This is a genomic window from Streptomyces sp. NPDC005195 (assembly GCF_040608315.1).
Classification (GTDB): domain Bacteria; phylum Actinomycetota; class Actinomycetes; order Streptomycetales; family Streptomycetaceae; genus Streptomyces; species Streptomyces kaempferi.
Map to the genome: position 1 here is coordinate 1 of NZ_JBEXHZ010000050.1, position 25106 is coordinate 25106.

Sequence of the window (25106 nt, forward strand, 5' to 3'; positions counted from 1 at the left end):
CCCAACCCCCCCCCCCCCCCCCCCAAACCAAAAAAAAAACCACCCCCCCCCCAAAACCCCCCCCACCTCAAACCCCCGCGCGCCGCCCCCCCCCGCCCCCCCCCACGGCGGGCAGGCGACCGCGTCGCCTCAGGCACCGCTCCCCGCGCCCAGGAGGGCAGGAGACCGGTCCCCGGTGTTCACGTGGTCGACGTTCATGACGCGGGCGTTCGCCGCACGGGGGATCATGTCGCGGGCGTTCACCACACGGGCGATCATGGCGCCGGCGTTCGTTACACCGGCGATCACGTCGCCGGCAGACTCGGCAGCGACGGCAGGCCGGGCAGGTTCGGTGCCGGCAGGCCGCCACCGAGCACGACGGCGACGACGAAGTTGACGAGGCCCGTCACCACGGCCGTGGCCGCGGGCACCACCTGAGTGGCATCGCCGGACGTGACCGCCTTGACCAGCGCGTCGACCGCCTTCTGCAGCGCGACGAGAGCGTCGGCCGCGAGGTTCGCCGCGGCTCGTGAACCCTTGGCACGCGGCGCCTTGTCGTCCTGCTGCGCGGCCCTCCGCCCCTCGACGTCACCCCGCTCCTCGGCACTGCCCTGCTCATCGGCGTTCTTCAGCGAGGGCACGGCGGGCAGAGCCGGCGTCGCAGGGAGGGCCGGCGTGCTGGGCAGCGCCGGAACGCTGGGCGTGGCGGGCACGGCCGGCAGCGTCGCGGTGGCCTTGGCGATCGCGTCCTTCACGGCCTGGCCGAGCTTCGTCGCGTCGGCGGCGGGGAGCTGTCCGCCGTCCGCCTTGAGGGCGGCGTTGAGCAGTTCGGTGACCGGGGCGAGGACGCCGCTGATGTTCGCGAGCGACTGAACCTGCGCCAGAACCGCGTCCGCGCCGGGGACGGGTGCCGCCGCATGGGTGCGGCCACGTGCCGAGTCGCTGCCGGCCGCTGCCGCGGCCGGCCCGGCTATCCCGAGCAGAAGCGTGGCACAGAGTGCGGAGGACGCGATGCGCCGTGCGGGCAGAGCACGCATGGATATTCCCTTCGATGGTGCTTTCGAATCGTGTGCCCACCGTGTTGGCCGTCGTCGCTGTGCGCAACCGTACGGGCGCTCTCCGTAGCCATCCCTCGCCCTTACCATCCCCATAGCCGCTGGTGGGGAGCCGCACCGGGGCCACACGCCCCCTTCCCCCGTTCGGGGCAAATTCCAGGTAAAGCGGACCGGCCGCCCTCCCGTTGGGGAGGACGGCCGGCAGAAGGGTCCGCGGCGACGTCAGCCGTTGACGCAGGTGTTGCCGAACGCGGGGTTCAGCAGGCCGATCACGTCGACGGTGTTCCCGCAGACGTTGACCGGGATGTGGACCGGAACCTGAAGAACGTTGCCCGACAGGACGCCGGGGGAGTTGGCGGCCGCGCCGTTTGCGCCACTGTCGGCGGCGGCGATGCCGGCGGTGCCCGCCATGGCGGCGGCGGCAACGGAGGTCAGGGCCAGGCCCCTCGCGATACGCGACATGGAGAAGTGCTCCTCGAATTCGTCACAACAACCGGGCGGAATGCCCAGTGCTGGAATCAACGCGCGGCGCACCCACGGGTTGCGCCTCCAAAGGAGTGATCTCCCGAACCCCCGGGCGACGGCTCCGGGGACCCCGAGCAGTCACACGCATCCCCCGACCTCAACAGATATCTCCCTATTACGACACACTTGTCAGGTTTCGACACATAAATACCTATAGCAGCTAGAGTCGGTCACCTCCCGAGGCTGCTTGGAACCAGATGCCGGAAGGCGTCGAAAGTCGAAGGCCGACGGAGGAGTCAGCGGGCACCCAAGTGATCTGCGGATCTCCGTTCCTCCGCCGGTCCAGAACCTTTCCCGAAAGGGCAACGCCGGTCATGCGTCATTCCCCGGGCCCTCTGCCGCGCCGTGCGACGGCGGGCCGCTCCGCCCTCGTCGCCCTCCGGACCGCGGGCGGCCCCGCGAACGCCGACGGCGACCGCGGCAGCGCCGGAGACCCGCCGAGCCCGTGGGCCGACGACAGTGAGCCGACCACCCCGACCGCGCCGAGCGGCTCCGCCGGCCCCCTGGACGACGCACTCGGCTCGTCGATCACCGAGTGGGGGAACGCCCCGGCCGAACGCGTGCCCAGGTGCTCGAACACACCCGGATACGACGCCGATGTCCCCGGCCTGGACACGGAATTCCGTTTCGGGGGTGACCAGTTGACCGTCCGGCTCGTTTCGCAGCGGGACGCGGCCTGGGTCGGAGCGCTGTTCGCCGCCGTCGACGCGCAGCGGTGACACGCGCGTCAGAGCGCCGCCCGTCACTAAGGAACCCGCGCATGTCATTACCCTCGAGCGACCCTCCGCCGCGGGTCCTGCACCTCAGCCAGCCGGTCGACGGCGGAGTGGCCCGCGTGCTCACCGACCTGGTGAAGGCACAGCTCGCCGCCGGACTGCACGTCACCGCGGCCTGCCCGCGGGACAGCGGCCTCGCGCACACGCTCCGGGCGCTCGGTACCGACGTGGCGCACTGGCAGGCGACGCGCGCGCCGGGTCCCGGGCTGGTCCGGGAGGTACGACGGCTCGCTCACGTCGTCGCCGAGGCGCGGCCCGACGTGGTGCACGCGCACAGCGCCAAGGCCGGACTCGCCGCCCGGCTCGTCCTGCGTGGTCGGGTGCCGACCGTGTTCCAGCCGCACGCCTGGTCCTTCGAGGCGGTCGACGGCCTCGCGGCGGACCTCGCGCTGAAGTGGGAGCGGTGGGGGGCGCGTTGGGCGTCCCGGGTGGTGTGTGTGAGTGAGGCGGAGCGCGTCACCGGAGTGCGCGCCGGGGTCAGGGCTACGTGGAGGGTGATCCCCAACGGGGTCGACACCGAGCGCTTCCACCCCGCGGACGCCGGGACCGTACGGACCGGGATCCCCCTGCTCGACCGGCTCGATCCGGCGGCTCCCCTGGTCGTGTGCGTCGGACGGCTGTGCCGGCAGAAGGGCCAGGACGTCCTGCTGGAGGCCTGGGACACCGTACGGCGGCGGATGCCCGCAGCCCGGCTCGTGCTCGTCGGGGACGGTCCGGAGGCCGCGCGGCTGCGGGCCGGGGCACCCGGCGACGTGCTGTTCGCCGGGGCCGCGGAGGATGCCGCGCCCTGGTACCGGGCCGCCGATCTGGTGGTGCTGCCGTCCCGTTGGGAGGGCATGGCACTGGCGCCGCTGGAGGCCATGGCCTGTGGGCGCCCGGTCGTGATGACGGACGTGGACGGCGCCGGCGAGAGCCTCCCGCCCGGCCTCGACACCCGCTGCCTGGTGCCCTCCCAGGCGCCGGGCCCGCTGGCCCGCGCGATCTGCGACCTGCTGGCCGACCAGCCGCTGCGCGAGTCGCTCGGCCGGCAGGGACGACGCCACGTACTGACCACGCACGACGTGCGGCGCGTGGCCGACGCGGTCGCGGGGGTCTACCGCGAGTTGCTCACCGCGGGGCCCGGCGGGCGAGCCGGGTGCGGGGAACACACCGAGTGCAGGGAGCCCATCCACACGTGACTGCGGAAAGCACCGTCCCCTCCCCCGGCGGACAACCCCGGGAGTACGGATTCTCGCCCGTCTCGGTCATCCCCTCGCGCGGGGCCGCCGACGGCTTCAGGTTCCCCGCCGGGCGAGGCCTGTCCGCCCCGCGTACCCCGTGGCTGCCGCTGCTCGTCGCGGACGGCGGTGCGGCGGTGCTGGCGGGCCTGTCCCTCGCCCAGGTCCAGCGGCACCCGCCGCTCCTCGTCGCACTGCTGCTCGGCGTACTCGCGCTGAACACTCACGGGGCGCTGTACCGTCCCGGGCGGATCCCCACGGTGCTCGACGACCTGCCCGCCGTGTGCGCGCGTGTCGTGGTGACGTGGTGCACGCTCGCGGCCCTGCTGGCGGCGCTCTCCCCGGCCGCGGCGCTGCCCGCCCGGACCCTGGCCGTGGGCTGCGTACTGCAGTCGGCGGTGAGCTGCGCGGCCCGCGCCGTCCTGCACCGGCGACGCCGCCGGGCCCTGGTCCTGCGCCCCGACGCCACCCTGGTGATCGGTCCCGCGGGAACCGCCCAGCGGGTGGCCGCGGCCTTCCTGCGTCACCCGCGGTGCGGCCTGCGCCCGGTGGGCGTCGTCGCCGCCCAGACGGCCGGCGCCGAGGGGCTGCCGGTCCTCACCACCGGCGAGGAGGTGCAGCGGGCCCTCATCCAGAACAGCGTGCGTGCGGTGCTCGTGGTGGAGCCCCGCAGCGAACACGGCCCGTTGCTGCGGGCGTTGAGCGAGGCGGGCTGCGTGCTGTGGCACGTCGACGCGGACTCGCCGTCGCAGGAGACCTCGTACGGGGCGCCGCGGGGCAGAGCCCACGGAAGCGCGAACGGCAGGACGGGCGGGAGCGGGCGGCTCGCCGGGTTCTCCTGCCGGCGGATCGACGTCTCCAGGCCGCGCGGGAACCTCGGCAAACGGCTTCTCGACATCGCCGTCTCCGGGACGCTGCTGCTCGCGATCAGCCCACTGCTGCTGGTGTGCGCGGTCGCGCTGCGGCGGAGCGACGGACCGGGGGTGGTCTTCCGGCAGGAGCGCATCGGCAAGGACGGACGGCCCTTCACTCTGCTGAAGTTCCGTACCCACCGCCCGGTCGACGCGCACGAGGCCGCGACCCGCTGGAGCGTCGCGGGCGAGCGGGAGATGAGCCGTTTCTGCCACTTCATGCGGCGCACCTCACTCGACGAGCTGCTGCAGCTGTGGAACGTCCTGCGGGGCGACATGAGCCTGGTCGGCCCGCGTCCCGAACGGCCCTACTTCGTCGCCAAGTTCAGCCAGACCTATCCGGGCTACGCGGCTCGCCACCGCATGCAGACCGGCATCACCGGCCTCGCCCAGATCCACGGGCTGCGCGGCGACACCTCGATCGAGGACCGCTGCCGGTTCGACAACGCGTACATCGACACCTGGTCGCTGTGGCAGGACGTCTGCATCCTGCTGCGCACGGCAGCCTCGCTGGTACGCCCGACGGGGAGCTGAGCCGATGAGCCGAGCCCTGCCCCACCCGCCGTCGGCCGTCCCCCACACACCGGCGGCACTCTCCTCGCCGCCGACCCTCTCCTCGATGCCGACCCCCCGCTCGCCACTGGGCACCCTGATGTCCGGGGCGCGCCACGCGCTGCCGGTGCTGCCCGTCATGGCGGTGATCGCGCTGCTCGGGCTGCCGATCGCGCCGAGCGGAGAGGGCGGCGCGAACATCGCGGACGCCATGTCCGGTCTGGTCGTGCTCTGCTGCGCGGTACGGCTCGTACGGAACCGTCGGCGCCCCCTGTCACCGGGCGCGGCGGCGGTCCTCGCCCTGCCCGTGGTCGGCATCGCGGTCGCGGCGGCCGGGGCGGCGAGCCCCGGGGCCGGGATCACCGGTCTCACCCGCTATCTGCAGATCTTCGTCCTGGTGCCCGCGGCCGTGCTGCTGCTGGTCCGGGACCGCCGCGACTTCCGGCTGCTCGCCTGGTCGTTCGTCGCCCTGGCGCTGTGGCAGGGGGCGGTCGGGGTGCACCAGTACGTCACCGGGACCGGAGCCTCCTACCAGGGCGAGGACGTCCGGGCCGTGGGCACCTTCGGGCCGACGGACGTGATGGGCATGGCGACGGTGGTCGCCTTCGGGCTGGTGTGCGCGCTCGCGCTGGCGCTCGGTTCGGGCACGGTACGGCAGCGGACCTCCGCCGTGGTGTGCGCGCTGGCGCTGCTGCCGCCGCTCGCGCTGTCGTTCAGCCGCGGCGCGTGGATCGCCACGGCTCTGGCGTGCGGTGTCCAACTGACGCTGGCGGGGCTGCGGCGCGCGGTAAAGGTCGGCGCCGTCGTCGCGGCCGTGGCCGTGATCCTGGTGGGCGGACTCGGCGTCGGTACGGCGATGCTGCAGGAGCGCGTCGACAGCATCACGCGGGTCACCGACGCCCCGGACCAGTCGGTGGTGGATCGGTACACCATGTGGGCGGCGGCCGTCGACATGTGGCGCGACCACCCGCTCACCGGCGTCGGGCTGAAGGGCTTCCCCGACCACCGCGACGGGCATGCCTCCCTCTCCCTCTCCTCAGGCAGCGACATCGGGGGTGCCGGAACGGCCTACAGCAAGCAGCCGCTGCTCTCCCCGCACAACATGTATCTGCTCGTGCTGAGCGAGCAGGGCCTGATCGGGCTGCTCGCCCTCACCGGCAGCTGGCTGGCGCTCCTGGTGTGCGCGCTGCGCGGCCTGGTCCGGGTGCGCCGGACGCCGCCGGGCGCCCTGGCGGGGCTCGACTGCGCGCTGGTCGCGTGCGGGCTGCTCGGCTGGCAGTTGGTGGACTTCGTGTACGCGGACATCGGCGGGCCCTCGACCGTGCTGACGGGTGTCTGCTTCGGCCTGGTGGCCTGGTGGGCGCTGATGGACCCGGCGTCCCCGCTGTCCCTGGCCTCCGAGGCCGCGGCGTCACCTGCGTCACCGGCAGCCCTGGCCTCCCGAGTCGCGACGTCGCCCGAGTCCACGTCCTCGCCGGCGGCGGGCTCGCTGGAGGAGGCCTCGACGCGATGACGGTGCAGCCTCCCCGGGCGGCGGCCGACGGCGGCTGCGCCGGAACCGGAACCGGAACCGACGACACGTTCGCCCAGCCGGGCGCCCGCGACGACGCCCCCGGCCACAACCCACCCGGTCCACTCCCCGTTCTCTCTCCTCCCTCCCCTCTTTCTCCCTCCCTCCCCGCCTCCTTCCCGCCCGCCCCGCCCGTCTCCTCCGCCCCCGCCACCTCCGCGGAGAGCACCTCCAACCGGTTCCTCGCCAAGGCCGCCCTCGTCACGATCGCGCTGTCGATCGCCGGAGCCCTGCTGGGCCTCGGCCGCGACCAGGCCCTCGCGCACCTGTTCGGAGCGGGCTCCGCGACGGACGCCTTCCTGGTCGCCTGGACCCTGCCGGAGTTCGCGGCGACGCTGCTGATCGAGGACGGCCTCGCCTTCGTGCTCGTACCGGCGTTCAGCATGGCGGTGACGCGGCGTGCCCAGGGCGCCGTCGGCGACCCGGTCCGCGCGCTGGTCGCCGCGACCCTGCCCCGTCTGACGCTCGCCGTCACGGCCGTCGCCGCGCTGCTCATCGCCGGGGCGCCCTACCTCGTCGAGGCTCTCGCGCCGGGCCTGCCGGACCCGCGGCTCGCCGTGGACTGCACCCGGTTGACGGCCACCTGCGTGTTCACCTTCGGTCTCGCCGGGTACTGCAGCGCCGCACTGCGGGCGCACCGCCGGTTCGTCGCGCCCGCGGTCATCTACGTCGCCTACAACACCGGCATCATCACGGCCATGTTCGTCCTCGGCGGCCGCTGGGGGGTGCGCTCGGCGGCCCTCGGGGTCGCGGTGGGCGGCGCCCTGATGGTGGTCGCGCAGGCGCCCTCGCTCTGGCGGCAGCTCAGGCGGCACGAGGTCTCCGTGGACGAGGCCGTGGACGGGGCGGCCGTCGGGCAGGCGCGTCCGATGGACCTGACGCTGATCAGCACGGTCCTGCTCTTCGCCCTGTGCCGGCAGTCCCAGGTCCTGATCGAACGGTTCCTGGCCTCGTCCCTGCCCGCCGGTGCCATCTCGCACCTGAACTACGCGCAGAAGGTCGCGCAGATGCCGATGGTGCTCTCGCTGATGCTGTGCACCGTCACCTTCCCGGTGGTGGCGCAGGCGATGGCCGAGGGCGACACCGAGCGGGCCCGCGTCCGGGTGGAGCGCGACCTGGCGCTCGTCTCCTGCACCGTGCTCCTCGGCGCCGCGGCGGTCGTCGCGTGCGCGCCACAGATCATCCAACTGCTGTTCCAGCGCGGCGCGTTCACCGCGCAGGACACCGCGGCCACCGCCGCCGTGATGCGGGTCTACGCGGTCGGACTGCTCGGGCACACGCTCGTGGGCGCGCTCGTTCGCTCGTACTTCTCTGCGGGACGGCCCACCTGGTACCCGCTGTTCGCGATGACCGCCGGGATCGTCGCCACCTCGTGGATCGGGGCGCTGGCCGTCGGCGGCTGGGGGGTGTGCGGGATCGCCGCGGCGAACGCGGGCGGCATCACCCTCAGCGCCCTGCTCCTGCTGTGCGGCATGGGCCGGCGCAGCGTGCCGATCCGCACCCGTCAGGTGGTCGCCGAACTGGGCAAACCGGTGCGCGCCGCGCTCGTCGCGAGCGCGGTCGGGGCGCTCTGCGCGAGCCGTGCGCACTCCCCCCTGGTGGGTCTCGTCCTCGGCGGCACCGTCGTGGCCGTCGTCTTCGCCGTGCTGGCCTGGGCCCTGGGGATCCAGGCCCTCGCACCCGTCCTCCGTTCCCTCAAACGAAGGCTGCCGCATGTCCGTTTCCGCTGACCGCTTCAGACGTGTCGACGCACGCGCCGCCACCGACCCCCGTCGCCGCACCTGCTTCCACACCGCCGTGCGGGCCGCCGACACGGTCCCCTGGGTCGCGATGTACCACTCCGTGGGCGACTGCTCCGACGACCCGTACAGCATCACGGTCTCGCCGGACCGTCTCGACCACCAGCTGGGGTGGCTGCGACGCCGCGGGCTGCGTGGTGTGAGCATGGCCGAACTGCTCGCCGCACGCGCCCGGGGAAAGGGCCGCGGCCTGGTCGGTCTCACCTTCGACGACGGATACGCCGACTTCGTCGAGACCGCCCTGCCGCTCCTGCACCGGCACGACTGCGGTGCCACCCTCTTCGTCCTGCCGGGTCGGCTGGACGGCGACAACGCCTGGGACCCGCTCGGCCCCCGCAAGCCGCTGCTCGGCGCCCGCGGCATCCGGCTGGCCGCCGCCGAGGGCATCGAGATCGGCTCGCACGGCCTCACCCACATCGACCTGACACAGGTCGACGACGCCCTGCTGCACTCCGAGGTCGCCGAGAGCAGAGCGGTGCTCTCGGACCTGACGGGGACCCTCGTCGACGGCTTCTGCTACCCCTACGGAACCATCGACGCGCGGGTCGTGGACGCCGTGCGCGAGGCCGGCTACCGCTACGGCTGCGGAATCGACCCCGGCCCGCTGACCGGCCCGCACGCCCTGCCGCGCGTCCACATCGGGCAGAACGACACCGCCGTACGCCTGCTGCTGAAACTCAAGCTGCACCGGTTGCGGCGGCGCCCGGTCGAGGGGGCCTGATGAAGGCCCTGCACATCATCACCGGTCTCGGAGTCGGCGGTGCGGAGCAGCAACTGCGGCTGCTCCTGCGGCATCTGCCCGTCGACTGCGACGTCGTCACGCTCACCAACCCCGGCGCGGTCGCCGACGGACTCGCCGACGACGGCGTACGCGTCGTCCACCTCGGTATGAACGGCAACCGGGACCTCGCCGCGCTCCCCCGGCTGGCGAAGCTGATCCACGGGGGCCGCTACGACCTCGTGCACACCCACCTCTACCGGGCGTGCGTGTACGGCCGGATCGCCGCGCGGCTGGCCGGGGTGAAGGCCGTCGTCGCCACCGAACACTCCCTGGGCGACTCGCAGATGGAGGGGCGCAGGCTGAACGCGGGCGTCCGCGCGCTGTATCTCGCCAGCGAGCGGCTCGGCCGGTCCACCGTCGCCGTCTCACCGACCGTGGCCGACCGGCTGCGCCGCTGGGGGGTGCCCGGACCGCGCATCGAGGTCGTCCCGAACGGCATCGACGTGGACCGTTTCCGCTTCGATCCGGCACTGCGCGAACGGACCCGGCGCCGGCTCGGACTGCCGGCGGACGCCTACGTCGTGGGCGGTGTCGGCCGGCTCACGGCGGCCAAGCGGTTCGACGTCCTGATCCGCGCGCTGGCCGGACTGCCCCCGGACCACTGGCTGCTGCTGGTCGGCGGCGGCACCGAGGAGAGCGTGCTGCGCCGGACCGCACAGCGGGCCGGGGTCGCGGACCGGGTGCTGTTCACCGGCGCGCGCCCCACCGGCGGCCTCCCCGGCGCCGACCTGCCGTCGCTGACCGCGGCCATGGACGTCCTCGCCTCGCCCTGCGCCGAAGAGGCCTTCGGGCTCGCGGTCGTGGAGGCGATGGCGGCCGGGCTGCCGGTCCTGTACGTCTCCTGCCCCGCGGTCGAGGACCTGCCCGCGGGCGCCGCGCCCGGCGCGCGCCGGGTCCAGGGCGGCGCCGACTCGTTCGTACGGGCCCTCCGGGCGGTGCGCGGAGCGGGTCCCGGGCTCCGCTCGGTACCGGAGGCCGCCCACCACTACAGCATCACCCGCAGCGCCGCGCAGCTCATGGACGTGTACGCGGCCGCCGTCTCCTGCACCCCTCTGGGAGTGAGTTCCTCATGACCGAAATCCCCACCAGACAGCACCGCCCGGCCGAACCGGACGGCCCGGGGGTCACGCCCGGCCCGGCGAGCACGTCCGTCACCCGGCGGAGGGGCCTGCCGCGGTGGACCCTGCTCGTCGCCGGTGTCCTGCTCGGCGGCGCGCTCGGCGGCGCGTACGGCGTCAAGAAGCCGCCGACGTACACGGCGACGAGTTACGTCATCGCCGTCCCGACGGAGAAGTCGGACCCGGCGCCCGCGCTCGGCTTCGCGCAGGCGTACGGCCGGGTCGCCACGCAGCTCGCGGTGCTCGAGGACGCGCAGGTGCGGGCCGGAGTGCCGGTGAGGACGCTGCAGCGCAGCGTGCAGACCGCGACCTCGCCCGACGCTCCGATGGTCGCCGTGTCGGCCACGTCCTCGCGTCCGGGTCTCGCGGCCGGGATGGCGAACGCCGTCTCACGCTCGCTGACCGAGCACGCCAACGCCACCCGTGCCCGTACCCACGTCGAACTCCTCGAGTTCTCCCCCGCGATGAAGCCGACCGCCCCCTCCTCGCCGTCGCCGAAGGTGACCGGTCTGGTCGGGGCGAGCGCCGGGGGGCTGCTGGGCGGCCTGGTCCTGCTGGTGCGTCCGCGGCGGGGCACGGACTCGGCCCGAACGGGCTCCGTACCGAACCCGGCGACCGCCGCCGACGCGCGCGGACAGCTGTGAAGGGCGCCCTGCGGGCCGCGCCCGCCGGCACCCTGCGGGCCGAGATCATCACCGACGAGCGGGAGTTCGCCGCCCTGGCACCCGCCTGGGGACGCCTCTACGGCCGGTGCGCCGCCGCCACCCCGTTCCAGAACCACGCCTGGCTGTACTCCTGGTGGCTGTCGTACGGCACCACCGGCCGCCTGCGTCTGGTCCTGGCCCGTGAGGGCGACGAGCTCCGCGCGGCCGCGCCCTTGATGCGCGTACGCCGTCCGCTGCCCGCGCTGGTCCCCCTCGGCGGGTCCATCTCCGACTACGGCGACGTCCTCATCGACGACGAGTACGCCGACCGCGCGGCGGCGACGCTCGCCGAGGGACTGTCCCTGGCCGCCCGCAGCGCGGTGATCGACTTCCGCGAGGTACGGCCCGGCGGCGCGGTGGAGCGGGTCTACGAGCGCTGGCACGGTCCGCGGCGCCGGGTACACGACTCGCTCTGCCTGGAACTGCCCGCCCTCTCGATGGACGAACTGGTGCGCCGGCTGCCCTCCTCGAAGGCCCAGCGCGTGCGGGCCAAGCTGCGCAAGCTCTCCGCGCTGGGCATCGAGCGCCGGATCGTGCCGGCCGGGGAGGTGGACGGGGCGCTGTGCCGCCTGCTGGAACTGCACCGACTGCAGTGGCAGGGGCGGAAGGTGACGTCCGAGCACCTCCAGGAGCGGTTCGCCGAACACCTGGTCCGGTCGGTCGGACCGATGGTGAGCTCCGGGGACGCGGTGGTCACCGAGTTCCGGCTCGACGGCACCGTGATGGCGGTGGACCTCACCCTGCTGTCCCCGCGGCTGGCGGGCGGCTACCTCTACGGGGCCCATCCGGATCTGCGCGAGCGGAAGGCCGACGTCGCCGTCATACTGCTGGACGCCTGCGCCCGGCACACCGAGGGTGACCGCCGCGGGGCACTGAGCCTGCTGCGCGGCGACGAGCCCTACAAGCACCACTGGCGCCCGTACCCCGTCGTCAACCAACGGCTGCTGCTGGCCCGGCGGCGTACGGCGCCGCTGCTGTCGGCGGTGGTCTGCGACGTCGTCGCGCGCAGCCGGGGCAAGGAACTGGTGCGCCGCTGGAGGGAGCGTGGTGGCGCCGGGCCGTGAACGGCCCGGCGCCACCACGATGTCCCGATCACGATGTCCCGGTCGTACGGCCCGGTCCCGGCCGTACGGCCCGGTCACCGGTTGCGTGACCACCAGTCGAAGCGGAGGCAGAGCTTCCCTCCGAGCCAGTGCTCCACCCAGTCCCCCAGGTCCACCGGCGAACAGTTGGGGGGATGCACCGGCGTCGGCACAGGAGTGGGCACGGGTGTGGGCACCGGCTTGGGCACGGGTGTCGGCACCGGCTTGGGCACGGACGGCACCGGCGTCGGCGTCGGCTCCGATGCCGGGCCGATGTGGCCGGAGAGCACCTCGCGGTACACCTCGGACGCCTTCGGGTTGTCCGCGCACTGCCACACGCCGTGCGGGCAGTAGTCGGTCAGCGTGTTGTACAGGGGCTGGTGGTCGTCCATCCACGCGAGCATGCGCTTCATGTACGCCGCGTTGTCACCGTTGCGGAAGAGTCCCCATTCGGGATACGAAATGGGCTTGCCGTGGGCTTTGGCGAAGTCCACGTGTTCCTGAAGCCCGTACGGCTCCTTCACCTCCTCGTCGAACGACAGTCCGCGCGGCTGGTCGTAGGAGTCCATGCCGATGATGTCGACCGTGTCGTCCCCGGGATAGCACTGTGTCCAGGGAACGGCGTCCAGGCCGCGGCTCGGGGTGAAGTCGAACCGAAACTTCTGGCCCGGAACCGACCGCATCACCGTGACGATCCTGTTCCAGTACTTCTTCCACGCCTCCGGGTCCGGCCCGCAGCGGTGGGTGTACGTGATGCCGTTCATCTCCCAGCCGAGCACGACGACGGTGTCCGGCACCTTCAGCCGGACGAGCCGCTGGGCGAGCGCGCGGAAGTGCCGGTCGAACGCCCCGTCGGCGCCCTGCCGCAGCAGTGCCCGCACCTCGGGGTCGGAGACGTTCTCCTCGTTGCGCTCCATCATCGGCACGTTGAGGACGAGCATCCGGTCGGCCCGCTCACGCCGCCAGTCCGCCCAGACGTCCAGAAAACCGGGCGGTCCCTCGATGTTGCTCCAGCGGTCGCCCGGCAGATACGTGTGCCCGACGCGCAGCTCGGCGCCGCCCAGCCACTGGCTGAGCTGGGCGATCCGGGCCACACCCAGCGGGCCGTAGTCGAGGTAGGCCCCGAAGGCCGGGCGCGGCGTGACCGTCACGGGCTTCACGGGTGTCGCGGGCTTCGGCGGCGTCACGGGTGCGGTGGGTGGGACGGTGGGTGTCACGGACGCGGTGGGAGGCGGCGGCGCGGGCGGTGCGGGCGGCACGGGTGTCTGCGCCTGCGGTGTCACCGCCGTCGGTGTCGGTGCCGGTGCCGGAGGATCGGCGACGCGCACCGCCCCGGCGCCCACGGCGTATCCCGGACCCGGCGCCAGGGTGATCGACGCGACGATGCCGGCCGCGACGAATGCCAGCCTTCCGCTCCGGGACCATTGCTGTTGCGGGGCCATGCCTGCTCCTCTCTCCGCTCTGCTGCTCCGGCTGCTTTCCTTCTCCTCCTCCACTGACACTCAGTCATATGAATACCTGTTCCGCCAACAGAGGCATCGTCTTCGCGGCACGCCGGTCACCCATGAGGGTGACCGAACCGGGGGAGGTTCCGTTCCTCTGCCCGGCGGAGCGGGCGTGGACATGTGCGGGGTCGCCGATTCCGCGGGAATTCCCGTCCGTGGATCGCGCATTCGTCCGCGGGACACGCCCGGAGTGGGCGGCACGGGCGTCGTCCCGGTGTTGCGCCGAGTGGCGGCGCGTCCATCTCGTCCGGCGGTGCTCGTCCCGATGGATGACGCGAGCGCCGTGGCCCGCGCGCGCCGACGGACGGCGTACGGCGAGGGCTGGGGCTGGGGCTGGAGACGGTGGGTCAGAAAGGCGGTGCGGCGGCGCCCGAGGCCGAACGTCGCGTCGCGGACGACGGGTTCGGGGGCTGCCCGCGAACGGCCAGGTCCGCTCGTCGACGTGCCGCGCGGGAGCCTGGGCCGTGGTGGCCGGGGGCTCGCGCGACGCGGTCGGGTGCCGGACACGGCTAGGTGTCCGGCACCCGAAGCGTCGTACGGGCATCCTGCTGGTGCCGCGTACTAGCGACGCGACGTGGCTCGGCCTCGCCGGTACAGGACGGCGCCGCCGATCAGCAGCGCGGCACTGGCGGCCGAGAACCCGAGTACGTCCTCACTGCCCGTCTGGGCCAGGGTGGGAGGACCGGGAGGGGTGACGGGCGGGATCACCGGCGGAGTGACGGGAGGCGTCACCGGCGGCGTCACCGGCGGAGTGACGGGAGGCGTCACCGGCGGCGTCACCGGCGGAGTCACCGGCGGCGTCGTGGGAGGCGGCGGCGGGGTGTCCCCGTAGCCGTTCTCGCAGTGGTTGCCGAACGCGGGGTTGCCGATGCCGACCACGTTCACCGAGTCGCCGCAGGCGTTCACCGGGATGTCCACCGGGGCCTGCACGTTGTTGCCCGACCCGATACCGGGCGAACCGTGCGTCTCGCCGTGCGCCCAGGCGCCGGAGCCGTGGGAGCCCGGACCCAGCGGACCGGAGTCGTCCCAATCCGTACCCGGGGTGCCGGAGCCGTGGCCCGGGATGCCGGGGCCGTGGGAGCCGGAGCCGTGGGAGTCGGAGCCCGGGATGCCGCTGTGGTGGCCCGACTCGTCGTGGTACATGTGCCCACCGCCGTGACCGGACCGGCCCACATGGTGGACGGGCTGGTGCGTCACGCCGCGCGACCCCTGCGAACCCGAGCCGTTGGCGCAGGAGTTCCCGAAGGCCGGGTTGAGCACGGCGATCACGTTGACGGTGTTGCCGCAGGCGTTCACCGGCACGTTCAGCGGAAGCTGAAGCGTGTTGCCCGAACCGACGCCGGGCGAGTCCGCCGTGCCGCCGCTAGCCCCAGCGTCCGCGAACGCGGGGGTGCCGTACAGGGACAGGATGCTCGTCGTGGCCGCGGCCATGACCATTCCCTTGCTCAGGGTCTGTCGCAATCTCTTGTCCTCCCTGTGTGAAGAAGTGAGAAGTGAGGAAGGCCGGCCCCGGAACCGGAAAAGGCGGTCCAAGGCCGGCCGTGACACAGCCGGGTGGCTGGTGTCCTGTTGCGTCAGTGGTTGGCGCAGGCGTTGCCGAACGCCGGGTTGAGCAGGCCGATGACGTCGATCGAGTTGCCGCACACGTTGACGGGGATGTGCACGGGAACCTGGATCACGTTGCCCGAGAGGACACCCGGGGAACCGATGGCGGCGCCTTCGGCACCGGAGTCCGCGAAGGCCGGGGCGGCCATACCCAGAGCCATGATCGCGCCGGCGACGACAGCAGCGCTCTTCTTGTGCTTCACGTGCTTTCCCTTCTCTGCGGTCATGCCCCTATGACGGCCGAAGCCGAGCGAGCACAACAGGAACGGCTCGCTTCATGACCTGCATGCTGTAAACGAGGCTGGGACGCCCGAAGAAACTGTGGAACGCATGCCGTTTGGGAATTCACTCGAATTGCCCAGTTTCCATGGCGGGACCGAGGCCGCGCAAGAGAAGAAACGCTTCCCTGAATTGCCGGAAAGAGCAGCGGACCGCCCGCGTCGAACGCGACGGGCGGCCCGAGCCTCTTCGAGGCGAAGATTCAGCGGCGACGGTCAGTGGTTGCCGACACCATTCCCCGCCAGGACCGGGATGTCGTCCACCAGGTGCGACAGGGGCTCGTCGCCCTTGGCCTGGGTCGAGTTCTCGGCGCACTGCTGGTTCTGCGGGGCCGACAGGATCGGAACGTCCTGGACGGCGACGGGCACGAGGACCCCGACGAGCGAGCCGGCGTTCGCCTTGGCCGGCAGGCCGACACAGAGCTTGTTCAGCGTGCCCTGCGCGAGGCTGAGCTGCGGGCTCATGTTGCCGCCGGTCACCGAGTTGCCGAACGACTCGGTGGCGCCGTTCCCGCTGACGGAGGTCGTGCCGTTGTCGTCACCGATGGCAAGCGCCTGGGGCGCGGCCGCCGCCGAGACACCGACGACGGAAGCGGCGACCGCCGCCGCGGCCATTGCCTTCTTGAACATTTCGCGTTCCTTTCCTGGCAGAGACACGTGTTCCTGCCCTGGCATCAACCCGGCGGCCTCGCATTGGTTTCGGTGATTCACCCGGTTGGCCCGTTCAGCGGCCGGGAATGTGCGGGAATCCATGGCGCGCGCGAGCCGGGAGCCCCTCCGCGATGTGCGCCATCGGAGTGAATGGGAGCAACCAAGGTCGTCCGCCGCAGTTGACCAGTGCGCTCCGGTGGACGGGGTTTCTTCAGAAGGGACTAGCTAGTGATCAAGAAGGTTATGGCCGCCGCCGCGGTCGCCGCTTCCGTCGTCGGCGTTTCCGCCGCGGCCGCGCCGCAGGCGCTGGCCATCGGAAACGACGGTGGCACGACGTCCACCAGCGGTAACGGTGCCATTCAGTCGTACGGCAACTCGGCGACGTACGGCAACATGAGCCCGCAGATGGCGCTCATCCAGGGCTCGCTGAACAAGCCCTGCATCGGTCTGCCGGCCAAGGCGAACCTCGGCTCGCTCATCGGCGTCGTGCCGATCTCCGTGCAGGACGTTCCGATCCTGTCGGCCCCGCAGAACCAGCAGTGCGTCGAGAACTCGACCCAGGCCAAGGGCGACGAGCCGCTGTCGCACATCCTGGACGACATCCCGGTCCTCTCGGGCAACGGTGTGGGCAACAGGTAGTCCACTTCCTGATCCCCGAGTTCTCGTCAGCGGGCCGCCGAACCTTCGGCGGCCCGTCGGCGTTTCCCGGACCCTGCCGACTCTTCACACATTCGCCTTTTCATGCATTCGACTCTTCATGCATTCAGGTCTTCGGCCGTTCGGTTCTTCACGCATCCCCTTTTCTCTTCTTCAGCTTTTCGGCTATTCCGCTCCTCAGGAGATTCCATTCCCCGGCCGTACGGTGCGCCGCGCTTCGGCCGTGGCGTCTTCTTTCGAGGGAGCTCACCGGCGTACACGTGGCGAATCGAGCTTCCCGGGCGCTGCGCCGAATGGGGCACAAACCGAAACCCCGTCGCGGTTCCCCCAGTTGATGATCATGCAACTCCTCCCCCAGGAGTCCGCTTTTCGAAGGGAACGAACATGAAGAAGCTGTGGGCAACCGCCGCTATCGCCGCTTCCGTCGCCGGCATCTCGGCCGCGGCCGCCCCCCAGGCCCTGGCGATCGGTGACGACGGTGGCACCACGTCGGTCAGTGGCAACGGGGCCACCCAGTCGTTCGGCAACTCCGCCACGTTCGGTGCCATGAGCCCGCAGCTCTCGCTGGTCCAGGGTTCGCTGAACAAGCCGTGCATCGGCCTGCCCGCGAAGGTCAACGCCGGCTCGCTCGTCGGCCTGGTCCCGATCGCCGTGCAGGACGTCCCGATCCTGTCGGCCCCGCAGAACCAGCAGTGCGTCGAGAACTCGACCCAGGCCAAGGGCGACGAGCCCCTGTCGCACATCCTGGACCAGATCCCGGTTCTCTCGGGCAACGGCGCCAACAACGGCTGATCCCCGCATCCCGCGGAGCGGGTCGTCGAGCATCTCGGCGGCCCGCTCTTCGCGTGTTCAGGTTTCGTACAGCGCGTCGATCCCGGCCGCTTACACGGCCGCCACCGCATGGCGCCCGACCTTCAAGGACGGCGTGAGCAGCCCGTTGTCCTCGGTGGACTCGTCCGCCACCACCATGGAGCCCGTGGGCCTGCGGACCAGGTCGCAGGTCCGCGCCGTCAGCCCGTCAGTCGGCTCGCCCGCTCGACCGAGTCGGCGAGGTCGCGTACCGCACCGTCCTCCGCGGCGGACGCCACCGTACGGGCCCGGCCCGCGAGTTCGGACAGCGGGAGCGCGCCCGGCAGCGCGCTCCCGCGGTCGCCGCCGGTGCGCAGGGCGTCGGCGAAGTACGCGGCCACCGCGTCGACCTGGAGGCGGGGCGCGGAGGTCCACAGGTCGTCGTCGAGGGAGCCCGTCTCCAGCCGGCCCGACTCCTCGTGCGGGGCGCGGGTGCGGGGGTCGAGCCAGCGCACGCTCGCGGTGGCGAGGTGCCCGGAGGCGCCGGGCCGGGTGCGGACGGCGTAGAGCGCCGTGACCGTGTGACCGGGACCGATCTCGCCGCCGTCCACCCGGTCGTCCCGGAAGTCCTGGTCGGCCACCTGACGGTCGTCGTACCCGATGAGCCGGAACTGCCGTACGGTCCCCGGGTCGAAGGCGACCTGGGCCTTGGCGTCGCGGGCCGTGAGGTCGATGTTCTCGGGGAGTTGCTCGCAGAAGACCTTGCGGGCGTCGTCGTCGTTCGAGACGTACGTCGTGTGGCCGTCGCCCCGGTCGGCGAGGCGCTCCATGAGGGCGTCGCCGTACTCGCTGCCCACGCCGACGCCGAAGAGGGTGATGCCGTGCTCGCGGCGGGCGCCGGAGACGCGTTCCAGGATGGTGTCCGCGTCGGTCTCCCCGGTGTTGGCGAGGGCGTCCGAGATCAGGACGACACGGTTGGTGGCGCCCTCGCGCAGGCCTTCGACGGCCGTGTCGTACCCGGTGCGCACCCCCGCGCCGAGGTTGGTCGACTCCGTCGGTTCGAGACCGTCGATCGCGTCGTGGACACGGCCGCGGTGGTGGCCGAGGCGGGTCATCGCCAGCACGGTCTCGGCCTCGTCGCTGAAGGTGACCAGGGCGACCGAGTCGTCGTCGCGGAGCCGGTCCGTCATCACGCCCAGGGAGTGCTTGGCGAGGTCGAGCCGGCCGGGTTCGCCCATGGAGCCGGAGACGTCGATGACGAAGGTGAGGGCGGCGGGCGGGCGTTCGCCGTCCCGCGCGGCCGTGCGGGTGGCGAGACCGACGCGGACCAGTGACCAGTCCTCGTCCCGGGTGCGGGCGCCGTCGACGGTGACGGAGAAGCCGTTGCCGTCGGGGCGCCGGTAGTCCTGGCGGAAGCTGTTGACGAACTCCTCGGGGCGGACGGTGGCGGGGTCGGGCAGCCGTCCGTCGGCAAGGGCCCGGCGGGCGTAGCCGTAGGAGGCGGTGTCGACGTCGAGGGCGAAGGTGGAGAGGTAGTCGGGGGACGGCGCGATCTCCCTCCGCGCGTCGCCCGTCTGTTCGCCGTCCGGCTCGCCCCGGCCGGAGCCGGGGGTCCGGTTCGGGGCGGGCAGCGGGCCCGCGTAGCCGCCGGATCCGTGCGCCGCGCCGTCCGCGGAGGAGTGGCTGCCGTCGCTCCCGCTGCAGCCGGTGAGCAGCAGGCCACCCGCGAGGGTGAGGGCGAGCAGGGTGCCGCGCGCTCGCCTCGGCCGCCCGGGGCGCTCCGACCGCCCGAGGGGTTCGGGCCACTCGGGGTGTTCTGACCGATCGAGGCGTTCCGGCCACCCGGCGCGCTCTGGCCGTCCCAGGTGTTCCGTCCGTCCGGGACGTACCGTCCGCCACGGTCGCCGTACGCGGTCGTTCCCCATCCGTGCCCCCTCGGTGAGTCGCCCGTCGGCCCGTGTACTGGGCCGATGTCTGTGACTGTGACGTCCGAGGGGGCTCCGGCGTGCGTCACGGAGCGTTGCGGATGGATCTCGAAGCGGCCACGGAGGGCGGCCGCCGAGACCGGTAGGTGACGCTCCGGAGATCTACGACACGATGTCCTTGCGCCGGAAACCCCGGAAGGCCAGGGCGAACAGGACCAGCGCGTACGTTACCGAAATCACCGTGCCCTTGATCATGCCCGCCCACTCCAGTTGTGGCTGGACGGCGTCGGCCCACGCGAACTGCCAGTGCGCGGGCAGGAAGTCGCGCCAGTGGCCGAGAGCGGTGACGGCGTCCAGGACGTTGCCGACGATGGTCAGGCCGACCGCGCCGCCGACCGCGCCCAGCGGAGCGTCCGTCTTCGTCGACAGCCAGAACGCGAGCCCCGCCGTGACCAGTTGGGACACGAAGACGTACGCGATGACCACCAGGAGCCGCTGGGTCGCGGTGCCCGTGGACAGCGCGCCGCCGGTGGGGATCTCCAGCGGGCCCCAGCCGTAGGCCGCGGTGCCCACCGCCAGCGCGACGACCGGCAGCAGCACCATCGCGGCGAGACTGAGGCCCAGCGCGACGGTGAGCTTGGACCACAGGAGCCGGGTCCGGGGCACCGGGGCCGCCAGCAGATAGCGCAGCGAGGACCAGCTCGCCTCGGAGGCGATGGTGTCCCCGCAGAACAGCGCGACCGGGATGACCAGCAGGAAGCCGGCGGACACGAACAGGTTCACCGCGGCGAAGTTCGCGCCCGACGCCGTAGCCGTGTCCATCAGTGTGACCTGCCCGTTGCGTGAGCCGGGCCCGCCGCCGATCGCGAACGCGACGACGAGCACGAAGGGCAGCAACGCCAGGATCGCGCCCATGACGAGGGTGCGGCGGCGCTTGAGCTGCCGCAGCAGCTCGACGCGCAGGGGCAGGGTGTGCCGTGGACGGTAGCCGTCCGCGGTCTCGGCCCGCTCGGCGAGCGTGCTCATGCGGCACCTCCGATCAGGGTGAGGAAGGCGTCTTCCAGGCGTCGGTGCGGGCCCACCGACGCCACCGGCACTTCGAGCCGTACGAGTTCCACGACCAGGCGTTCCGCGCTGCCGTCCGCGTCGAGGCGGACCAGCAGCCCGCCGTCGGCGGCGACGGCCGAGGCCACGCCCGGCAGCGCGCCGACCTTCTCGACGACCGGCCCGTCCACGGGGGAACCCGTGCCGACGAGGAGGGTGTCGCCGGAGCCGACGATCTCGCTCACCGGGCCCGCCTGCACCAGCCGTCCGCGGTCCATGACCACCAGGTGCGTGCAGGACTGCTCGACCTCGGCCAGCAGATGGCTGGAGACGATGACGGTGCGGCCCGCCGCGGCGTAGCGGATCATGACTTCGCGCATCTCGCGGATCTGGGGCGGGTCGAGGCCGTTGGTCGGTTCGTCGAGGATCAGGAGATCCGGCAGGCCGAGCATGGCCTGGGCGATGGCGAGGCGCTGGCGCATGCCCTGGGAGTACGTGCGGACCGCGCGGGCCAGCGCGTCGCCCAGGCCCGCGATCTCCAGCGCGTCCGCCAGGTGCGCGTCCTCGGCGGGACGGCCTGTCGCCCGCCAGTAGAGCTCCAGGTTCTCGCGGCCCGAGAGGTGCGGCAGGAAGCCGGCGCCCTCGACGAAGGCGCCGACCCGGGAGAGGACCGGCGCGCCCGGCCGGATCGCGTGCCCGAAGACGCGGATCTCGCCGTCGTCGGGCTTGATCAGGCCCATGAGCATGCGCAGGGTCGTCGTCTTTCCCGCGCCGTTCGGTCCCAGGAGCCCCAGGACCTGGCCTCTTTCGACGCGGAACGACAGGTCGCGTACCGCGTACCGGTCCGCGGACTTCGCGTACCGCTTGCTCAGGTCGGTGATCTGGAGCGGGACTTCGGCGAGGGCCGGGTCGGGCACCCCGGGCGTCATACGGCGGCGGCCGGTCAGCAGGAGCGCCAGGGCGGTCAGCGCGCCGGCCAGGGGCAGCCACCACACCCACGAGGGCAGCGGCACCGCGGCGGACCTCACGCCGGGCGCGGTCGGGACCATCAGGTCGCTCTTCAGGGAGACGGTGTACGTCGCCGGGGCGGCCGGTGAGGCGTAGCCGAGGTCGGTCGAGGCGAGGACCAGCCGCAGCCGGTGGCCCTTCTGGATCTCGTGGTCGATCGCGGGCAGGACGATCGTGACGTCCTTGCCCGCCTTGGCTCCCGTCACCCGCAGCGGGGCCACGAGCTGGGCCGGCAGCACCGGCTGGGCGCCGCCCGGGCCGACGTCGTACACCTTCCCGAAGAGGACGGCGTCGTCGGTGGTCGAGGTGACGTGGACCTTCACGGCCGGCGATCCCGTGACGCGCAGGCCGGTGCGGACGGGCGCGGAGTCGAACCGCGCGTACTGGCCCGGGAAGTCGAGGGACACGCCGACGCCGAGGGAGGAGAGCTGGGAGAGGCCACCGGCGCCGCCGAGTCCGGGGAGGGCGGAGATCGCGGGTGGACTCGCGCCCGCCGGGTTCTGGAAGCTCTGCTCCCGGCCGGTGCCGAGCGGGACCGTGTGCTCGGTGCCCTCCAGACCGGGGTAGGCGTCCGCGCTCGCGCCCTTGAGCTGCACGGCGCCGTCGGTGGAGTCGATGCCTCCGGTGCGGGTGACGCGGAAGGCGGGGCCGGTGTCGGCGTTCCTGTCGTCCTTCAGATAGCGGTCGAACCAGGAACCGACGCGGGCCTCGACCCGGCCGGTCTCCAGGTCTCCGCCGTCGTGCCCGCCCGCGATCCAGTCGACGTCCACGGGCGCGCCGCCTGCCCGGATCGCCTTGGCCATGGCGTCGGCCTGGCCGAGCGTGAAGAGGGAGTCGGTCTGCCCCTGCGTGATCAGCGTGGGCACCTTGATGCGGCCGGCGACGGCGGCCGGGGAGCGGGCCTCGAGCAGGGCGCGGGCCGCGGCGTCCGGCTTTCCGGCCTCCGCGACCCGGTTGTACATGGCGCACAGCTGGGGCTCGAAGTGGGAGCAGCCGCCGCCGGAGTTGATGAAGATGCCGGCCCAGAGCTTCTTGAAGACGCCGTTCGGGAAGAGGGCGTCCGCCAGGTTCCAGTACGTGATCGACGGGGCGATCGCGTCGACCCTGGGGTCGTTTCCGGCGGCCAGCAGGGAGACCGCCCCGCCGTACGAGGCACCGGTGACGCCGACGCGCGGGTCGCCGGCCTTGTCGAGCCGGACCTCCGGGCGGGCGGCGAGCCAGTCGATGAGCTTCGAGACGTCGGCGACCTCGCCCTCGGGGTCGTTCAGTCCGATCCTGCCGCTGGATCGGCCGAAGCCGCGTGCCGACCAGGTGAGCACCGCGTACCCGTCGCGGGCGAGCTTCTCGGCCTCCGGGCGGACGTCGTTCTTGCTGCCGCCGAAGCCGTGCCCGATCAGCACGGCGGGGCGGCGGCCGGAGCCGGCGGTGAAGTACGACGTGTCGATGCGCACCCCGCCGCCCATGGCCATGACGCGGTCGGAGCGGTGGACGGCCGGCCCGTCGTCCGAGGCCACGGCCGTCCACGTACCGGCGCCGGCGAGCACGACGACGGCGGCCGCCGCGGTCGTCCACCGCCGCCGCGTCCGCGGTGCGGGCCCACGCAGTCGGGGCAGTCGAAGATCCATGCGTCAACGGTACGGGCCGCCGCCGACAACCGATGCCGCCGCCGGTCGGAACCCTCGCCCCTCCTGCGGGAGTAGACGTCGGCTCCGGCGTACCGCGCCCGTGGTACGAACGCCCCATGGAGATTCGCCGCGCCACCTCCGTCGCCGAACTCGTGGCGGCCGAGCACCTCTTCGACCACGCCGTTCGCCCCGAGTGGGCCCGGCGCTTCCTGGACTCCCCGGGTCATCACCTGTTCCTGGCCCACGAGGACGGCGCCCCGGTGGGTTTCGTCAGCGGTGTCGAGACCGTCCATCCCGACAAGGGCGCCGAGATGTTCCTGTACGAGCTGGCGGTCGCCGGGTCCTTCCGGCGTCGCGGCACCGGTCGGGCCCTGGTCCTGGCGCTCGCGGCGCTCGCCCGTGAACGCGGCTGCTACGGGATGTGGGTCGGTGTGGACACCGGAAACGACGTCGCCCTCGCCGCGTACCGCAGTGCGGGGGGCGAGGACGACGGGACGTGCACGGTGGTGACGTGGGACTTCACGTGAGGGTCAGGCCTGCATGTCCTCGGGGATCGACACCAGCCAGCGGGTCTCGCGGCGCGGTCGCAGGTAGAGGGCCCAGTAGAGGGTGGCGACGGCCGTGATGCCGCCGGTCCACACGAGGTAGACCGTCTCCTGCCGGCTGAGGATGTAGGCGAGGACGGCGATCAGCAGGACCGGCACGGCGGGCCACAGCGGCATGCGCCAGGCAGGGGTGTGGGCGTGGCTGCCGCGCCGGGAGAGCAGCGCGGCGACCGCGACGAGCAGGTACATGGCCGTCACGGACACGCCCGTGACGCCGTACAGCGTGTCCAGGTTGACGAAGCAGAGGGCGGCGCCCGGGACGCCGACGAGGAGGGTGGCGACCCACGGGGAGCCGAAGCGGCCGAGCCGGGAGAGGCCCTTGTTGACGGGTCCGGGCCAGGCCTTGTCGCGGGCCGAGGCGAACAGCACCCGGGAGTTCTGGATGACCATGACGATGCCCGCGTTGATGATCGCGAGGGCGACGCAGAGGCTGACGAAGGTGCCGACGGCGGAGTTGGACCAGGCGGTGACCATGGTGCTGATGTCGCCGCCGGTGAGGGCCGAGAGGTCAGGGGCGCCCATGGTGATGGCGATGACCGGGACCAGGATGATCACGGACGAGATGGCGAGGGTGGCCAGGACCGTACGGGCCACGTTGCGGCGCGGGTTCTCCAGTTCCTCGGAGAGGTAGACCGCGGTCGAGAAGCCCTGGGTGATGAAGAGGGCGATGGCGAGTCCGGACACCACCAGCATGGCGGTCACGGTGTCCGTGTGACCGCCGGAGCCCGCGACCTGCATGGAGACCAGGCTGCCGGCGCCGCGCCGGCTGTGGGAGAAGCCCAGGACGGCCACCACGCCCGCCGCGATGACCTCCAGGACCAGGAAGACACCGGTGATCCAGGCGTTGGCCCGCAGGTCGAGCAGGCCCGCGAGGGTGGCCAGGAGCATCACGCCCGCACCGGCCAGTGACGCGTTGAGGTGCACGATCGGCGCCAGGTAGTCCGCGGTGCCCATCGCGATCACCGGCGGCACGATCATGACGACGAGCAGGGAGAGCACGAAGACCAGCCAGCCCGCGAGCCGGCCGGCCAGCGTGGAGACCATGGCGTACTCGCCGCCCGCGCTGGGGATGAGGGTGCCCAGCTCCGAGTAGCAGAACGCCACGGCGATACAGAGCAGCGAGCCGATCGCGATGGTGAGCGCGGTCGCGGTGCCGAGGGACGAGAACAGGTCGGGCACGACCACGAAGAGCGTGGAGGCGGGTGTCACGCAGGAGAGCGTGAGCAGGGTGCCTCCGACGATGCCGATGGAGCGCTTGAGCTTCTGGGGGCTGTCGGAGGCCGTGGAGACGGTGTCCGGCGCAGCGGTCTCGACAGGGCGGAGCGTGTCGGTCATGGAGCGGTTC

The 25106-nt window shown here is 72.6% G+C and carries 23 protein-coding genes; 12 read left to right on the forward strand and 11 right to left on the reverse strand.

Going from position 1 to position 25106, the window contains the following annotated elements:
• Window positions 1-129: 129 nt before the first annotated feature.
• From ABZV34_RS30890 to chpG, 3 genes are all read right to left on the reverse strand, one after another.
• The gene (locus tag ABZV34_RS30890) at window positions 130-288 is read right to left on the reverse strand and encodes a hypothetical protein (protein WP_356283816.1); all 159 of its coding nucleotides are present in this window, start codon (window positions 286-288) and stop codon (window positions 130-132) included.
• Complete coding sequence (locus ABZV34_RS30895; RefSeq protein ID WP_356283819.1) at window positions 285-1016, reverse strand: hypothetical protein; 732 nt, start codon at window positions 1014-1016, stop codon at window positions 285-287. Before ABZV34_RS30895 ends, ABZV34_RS30890 begins: the two co-directional genes overlap by 4 nt.
• 240 nt (window positions 1017-1256) lie before the next feature.
• A complete protein-coding gene (gene chpG, locus ABZV34_RS30900) occupies window positions 1257-1496 on the reverse strand; it encodes a chaplin ChpG (RefSeq protein ID WP_356283822.1) in 240 nt (79 codons plus the stop codon).
• 377 nt (window positions 1497-1873) lie between these two features.
• On the opposite strand from chpG, the gene ABZV34_RS30905 reads away from it, so the two are divergent.
• The 9 genes from ABZV34_RS30905 (at window position 1874) to ABZV34_RS30945 (ending at window position 12051) form a co-directional block, all read left to right on the forward strand.
• Window positions 1874-2278 (forward strand): hypothetical protein, encoded by a 405-nt coding sequence (locus ABZV34_RS30905; RefSeq protein WP_356283825.1) that lies wholly within the window; start codon window positions 1874-1876, stop codon window positions 2276-2278.
• A gap of 41 nt (window positions 2279-2319) precedes the next feature.
• Window positions 2320-3513: a glycosyltransferase family 4 protein gene (locus tag ABZV34_RS30910; protein WP_356283828.1), complete on the forward strand. Its 1194-nt coding sequence runs from the start codon at window positions 2320-2322 to the stop codon at window positions 3511-3513.
• Window positions 3510-4997, forward strand: a complete 1488-nt coding sequence (locus ABZV34_RS30915; protein ID WP_356283831.1) for an exopolysaccharide biosynthesis polyprenyl glycosylphosphotransferase — start codon at window positions 3510-3512, stop codon at window positions 4995-4997. The genes ABZV34_RS30910 and ABZV34_RS30915 overlap by 4 nt, the downstream gene beginning before the upstream one ends.
• Window positions 4998-5115: 118 nt before the next feature.
• Window positions 5116-6528, forward strand: coding sequence for an O-antigen ligase family protein (locus tag ABZV34_RS30920; RefSeq protein WP_356283895.1), 1413 nt, complete (start codon window positions 5116-5118; stop codon window positions 6526-6528).
• On the forward strand, window positions 6525-8315 hold the full coding sequence (locus tag ABZV34_RS30925; RefSeq protein ID WP_356283834.1) for a lipid II flippase MurJ: 1791 nt from the start codon (window positions 6525-6527) through the stop codon (window positions 8313-8315). Before ABZV34_RS30920 ends, ABZV34_RS30925 begins: the two co-directional genes overlap by 4 nt.
• Before the next feature lie 100 nt (window positions 8316-8415).
• The gene (locus ABZV34_RS30930; RefSeq protein ID WP_356283898.1) at window positions 8416-9105 is read left to right on the forward strand and encodes a polysaccharide deacetylase family protein; all 690 of its coding nucleotides are present in this window, start codon (window positions 8416-8418) and stop codon (window positions 9103-9105) included.
• Window positions 9105-10238, forward strand: a complete 1134-nt coding sequence (locus ABZV34_RS30935) for a glycosyltransferase (RefSeq protein ID WP_356283836.1) — start codon at window positions 9105-9107, stop codon at window positions 10236-10238. Before ABZV34_RS30930 ends, ABZV34_RS30935 begins: the two co-directional genes overlap by 1 nt.
• Window positions 10235-10927, forward strand: coding sequence for a lipopolysaccharide biosynthesis protein (locus ABZV34_RS30940; protein ID WP_356283839.1), 693 nt, complete (start codon window positions 10235-10237; stop codon window positions 10925-10927). The genes ABZV34_RS30935 and ABZV34_RS30940 overlap by 4 nt, the downstream gene beginning before the upstream one ends.
• On the forward strand, window positions 10924-12051 hold the full coding sequence (locus ABZV34_RS30945; RefSeq protein WP_356283842.1) for a GNAT family N-acetyltransferase: 1128 nt from the start codon (window positions 10924-10926) through the stop codon (window positions 12049-12051). The genes ABZV34_RS30940 and ABZV34_RS30945 overlap by 4 nt, the downstream gene beginning before the upstream one ends.
• A 74-nt stretch (window positions 12052-12125) precedes the next feature.
• Here ABZV34_RS30945 and ABZV34_RS30950 read toward each other — a convergent pair whose 3' ends face one another.
• The 4 genes from ABZV34_RS30950 to ABZV34_RS30965 all read right to left on the reverse strand — a co-directional run bounded on the left by ABZV34_RS30950 (window position 12126) and on the right by ABZV34_RS30965 (window position 16087).
• The gene (locus ABZV34_RS30950) at window positions 12126-13511 is read right to left on the reverse strand and encodes a glycosyl hydrolase (protein WP_356283845.1); all 1386 of its coding nucleotides are present in this window, start codon (window positions 13509-13511) and stop codon (window positions 12126-12128) included.
• Between the two features lie 624 nt (window positions 13512-14135).
• Window positions 14136-15035 (reverse strand): chaplin, encoded by a 900-nt coding sequence (locus ABZV34_RS30955; protein WP_356283848.1) that lies wholly within the window; start codon window positions 15033-15035, stop codon window positions 14136-14138.
• 113 nt (window positions 15036-15148) lie between these two features.
• Window positions 15149-15340: a chaplin gene (locus tag ABZV34_RS30960; RefSeq protein WP_356283901.1), complete on the reverse strand. Its 192-nt coding sequence runs from the start codon at window positions 15338-15340 to the stop codon at window positions 15149-15151.
• A gap of 333 nt (window positions 15341-15673) precedes the next feature.
• Complete coding sequence (locus tag ABZV34_RS30965; RefSeq protein WP_356283851.1) at window positions 15674-16087, reverse strand: rodlin; 414 nt, start codon at window positions 16085-16087, stop codon at window positions 15674-15676.
• Window positions 16088-16336: 249 nt separating this feature from the next.
• Between ABZV34_RS30965 and ABZV34_RS30970 the strand changes: the two genes are divergently transcribed.
• Window positions 16337-16747: a rodlin gene (locus tag ABZV34_RS30970; RefSeq protein ID WP_356283854.1), complete on the forward strand. Its 411-nt coding sequence runs from the start codon at window positions 16337-16339 to the stop codon at window positions 16745-16747.
• A gap of 402 nt (window positions 16748-17149) precedes the next feature.
• Window positions 17150-17557: a rodlin gene (locus ABZV34_RS30975; protein WP_356283857.1), complete on the forward strand. Its 408-nt coding sequence runs from the start codon at window positions 17150-17152 to the stop codon at window positions 17555-17557.
• Window positions 17558-17775: 218 nt separating this feature from the next.
• Here ABZV34_RS30975 and ABZV34_RS30980 read toward each other — a convergent pair whose 3' ends face one another.
• The 3 genes from ABZV34_RS30980 to ABZV34_RS30990 form a co-directional block, all read right to left on the reverse strand.
• A complete protein-coding gene (locus ABZV34_RS30980; protein ID WP_356283860.1) occupies window positions 17776-19479 on the reverse strand; it encodes a von Willebrand factor type A domain-containing protein in 1704 nt (567 codons plus the stop codon).
• Window positions 19480-19641: 162 nt separating this feature from the next.
• Entirely contained in the window at window positions 19642-20505 is an 864-nt protein-coding gene (locus ABZV34_RS30985) for an ABC transporter permease (RefSeq protein ID WP_356283863.1), read from the reverse strand.
• Window positions 20502-23156, reverse strand: a complete 2655-nt coding sequence (locus tag ABZV34_RS30990) for an alpha/beta fold hydrolase (RefSeq protein ID WP_356283866.1) — start codon at window positions 23154-23156, stop codon at window positions 20502-20504. Before ABZV34_RS30990 ends, ABZV34_RS30985 begins: the two co-directional genes overlap by 4 nt.
• Window positions 23157-23272: 116 nt before the next feature.
• Here ABZV34_RS30990 and ABZV34_RS30995 point away from each other — a divergent pair, with 116 nt between their 5' ends.
• Window positions 23273-23683 (forward strand): GNAT family N-acetyltransferase, encoded by a 411-nt coding sequence (locus tag ABZV34_RS30995; protein WP_356283869.1) that lies wholly within the window; start codon window positions 23273-23275, stop codon window positions 23681-23683.
• Window positions 23684-23686: 3 nt separating this feature from the next.
• Here ABZV34_RS30995 and ABZV34_RS31000 read toward each other — a convergent pair whose 3' ends face one another.
• Window positions 23687-25096, reverse strand: coding sequence for an APC family permease (locus tag ABZV34_RS31000; RefSeq protein ID WP_356283871.1), 1410 nt, complete (start codon window positions 25094-25096; stop codon window positions 23687-23689).
• Window positions 25097-25106 lie beyond the last annotated feature (10 nt).

Excerpts from the sequence above, each read along its gene's own strand:
- chpG (WP_356283822.1), bottom strand. The coding sequence starts at position 1,496 with ATGTCGCGTATCGCGAGGGGCCTGGCCCTGACCTCCGTTGCCGCCGCC.
- ABZV34_RS30995 (WP_356283869.1), top strand. The coding sequence starts at position 23,273 with ATGGAGATTCGCCGCGCCACCTCCGTCGCCGAACTCGTGGCGGCCGAG.
- ABZV34_RS30980 (WP_356283860.1), bottom strand. The coding sequence starts at position 19,479 with ATGGGGAACGACCGCGTACGGCGACCGTGGCGGACGGTACGTCCCGGA.
- ABZV34_RS30990 (WP_356283866.1), bottom strand. The coding sequence starts at position 23,156 with ATGGATCTTCGACTGCCCCGACTGCGTGGGCCCGCACCGCGGACGCGG.
- ABZV34_RS30920 (WP_356283895.1), top strand. The coding sequence starts at position 5,116 with ATGTCCGGGGCGCGCCACGCGCTGCCGGTGCTGCCCGTCATGGCGGTG.
- ABZV34_RS30910 (WP_356283828.1), top strand. The coding sequence starts at position 2,320 with ATGTCATTACCCTCGAGCGACCCTCCGCCGCGGGTCCTGCACCTCAGC.
- ABZV34_RS30985 (WP_356283863.1), bottom strand. The coding sequence starts at position 20,505 with ATGAGCACGCTCGCCGAGCGGGCCGAGACCGCGGACGGCTACCGTCCA.
- ABZV34_RS30965 (WP_356283851.1), bottom strand. The coding sequence starts at position 16,087 with ATGTTCAAGAAGGCAATGGCCGCGGCGGCGGTCGCCGCTTCCGTCGTC.
- ABZV34_RS30940 (WP_356283839.1), top strand. The coding sequence starts at position 10,235 with ATGACCGAAATCCCCACCAGACAGCACCGCCCGGCCGAACCGGACGGC.
- ABZV34_RS30960 (WP_356283901.1), bottom strand. The coding sequence starts at position 15,340 with ATGGCTCTGGGTATGGCCGCCCCGGCCTTCGCGGACTCCGGTGCCGAA.
- ABZV34_RS30950 (WP_356283845.1), bottom strand. The coding sequence starts at position 13,511 with ATGGCCCCGCAACAGCAATGGTCCCGGAGCGGAAGGCTGGCATTCGTC.
- ABZV34_RS30975 (WP_356283857.1), top strand. The coding sequence starts at position 17,150 with ATGAAGAAGCTGTGGGCAACCGCCGCTATCGCCGCTTCCGTCGCCGGC.
- ABZV34_RS30925 (WP_356283834.1), top strand. The coding sequence starts at position 6,525 with ATGACGGTGCAGCCTCCCCGGGCGGCGGCCGACGGCGGCTGCGCCGGA.
- ABZV34_RS30935 (WP_356283836.1), top strand. The coding sequence starts at position 9,105 with ATGAAGGCCCTGCACATCATCACCGGTCTCGGAGTCGGCGGTGCGGAG.
- ABZV34_RS30905 (WP_356283825.1), top strand. The coding sequence starts at position 1,874 with ATGCGTCATTCCCCGGGCCCTCTGCCGCGCCGTGCGACGGCGGGCCGC.
- ABZV34_RS30930 (WP_356283898.1), top strand. The coding sequence starts at position 8,416 with ATGTACCACTCCGTGGGCGACTGCTCCGACGACCCGTACAGCATCACG.
- ABZV34_RS30895 (WP_356283819.1), bottom strand. The coding sequence starts at position 1,016 with ATGCGTGCTCTGCCCGCACGGCGCATCGCGTCCTCCGCACTCTGTGCC.
- ABZV34_RS31000 (WP_356283871.1), bottom strand. The coding sequence starts at position 25,096 with ATGACCGACACGCTCCGCCCTGTCGAGACCGCTGCGCCGGACACCGTC.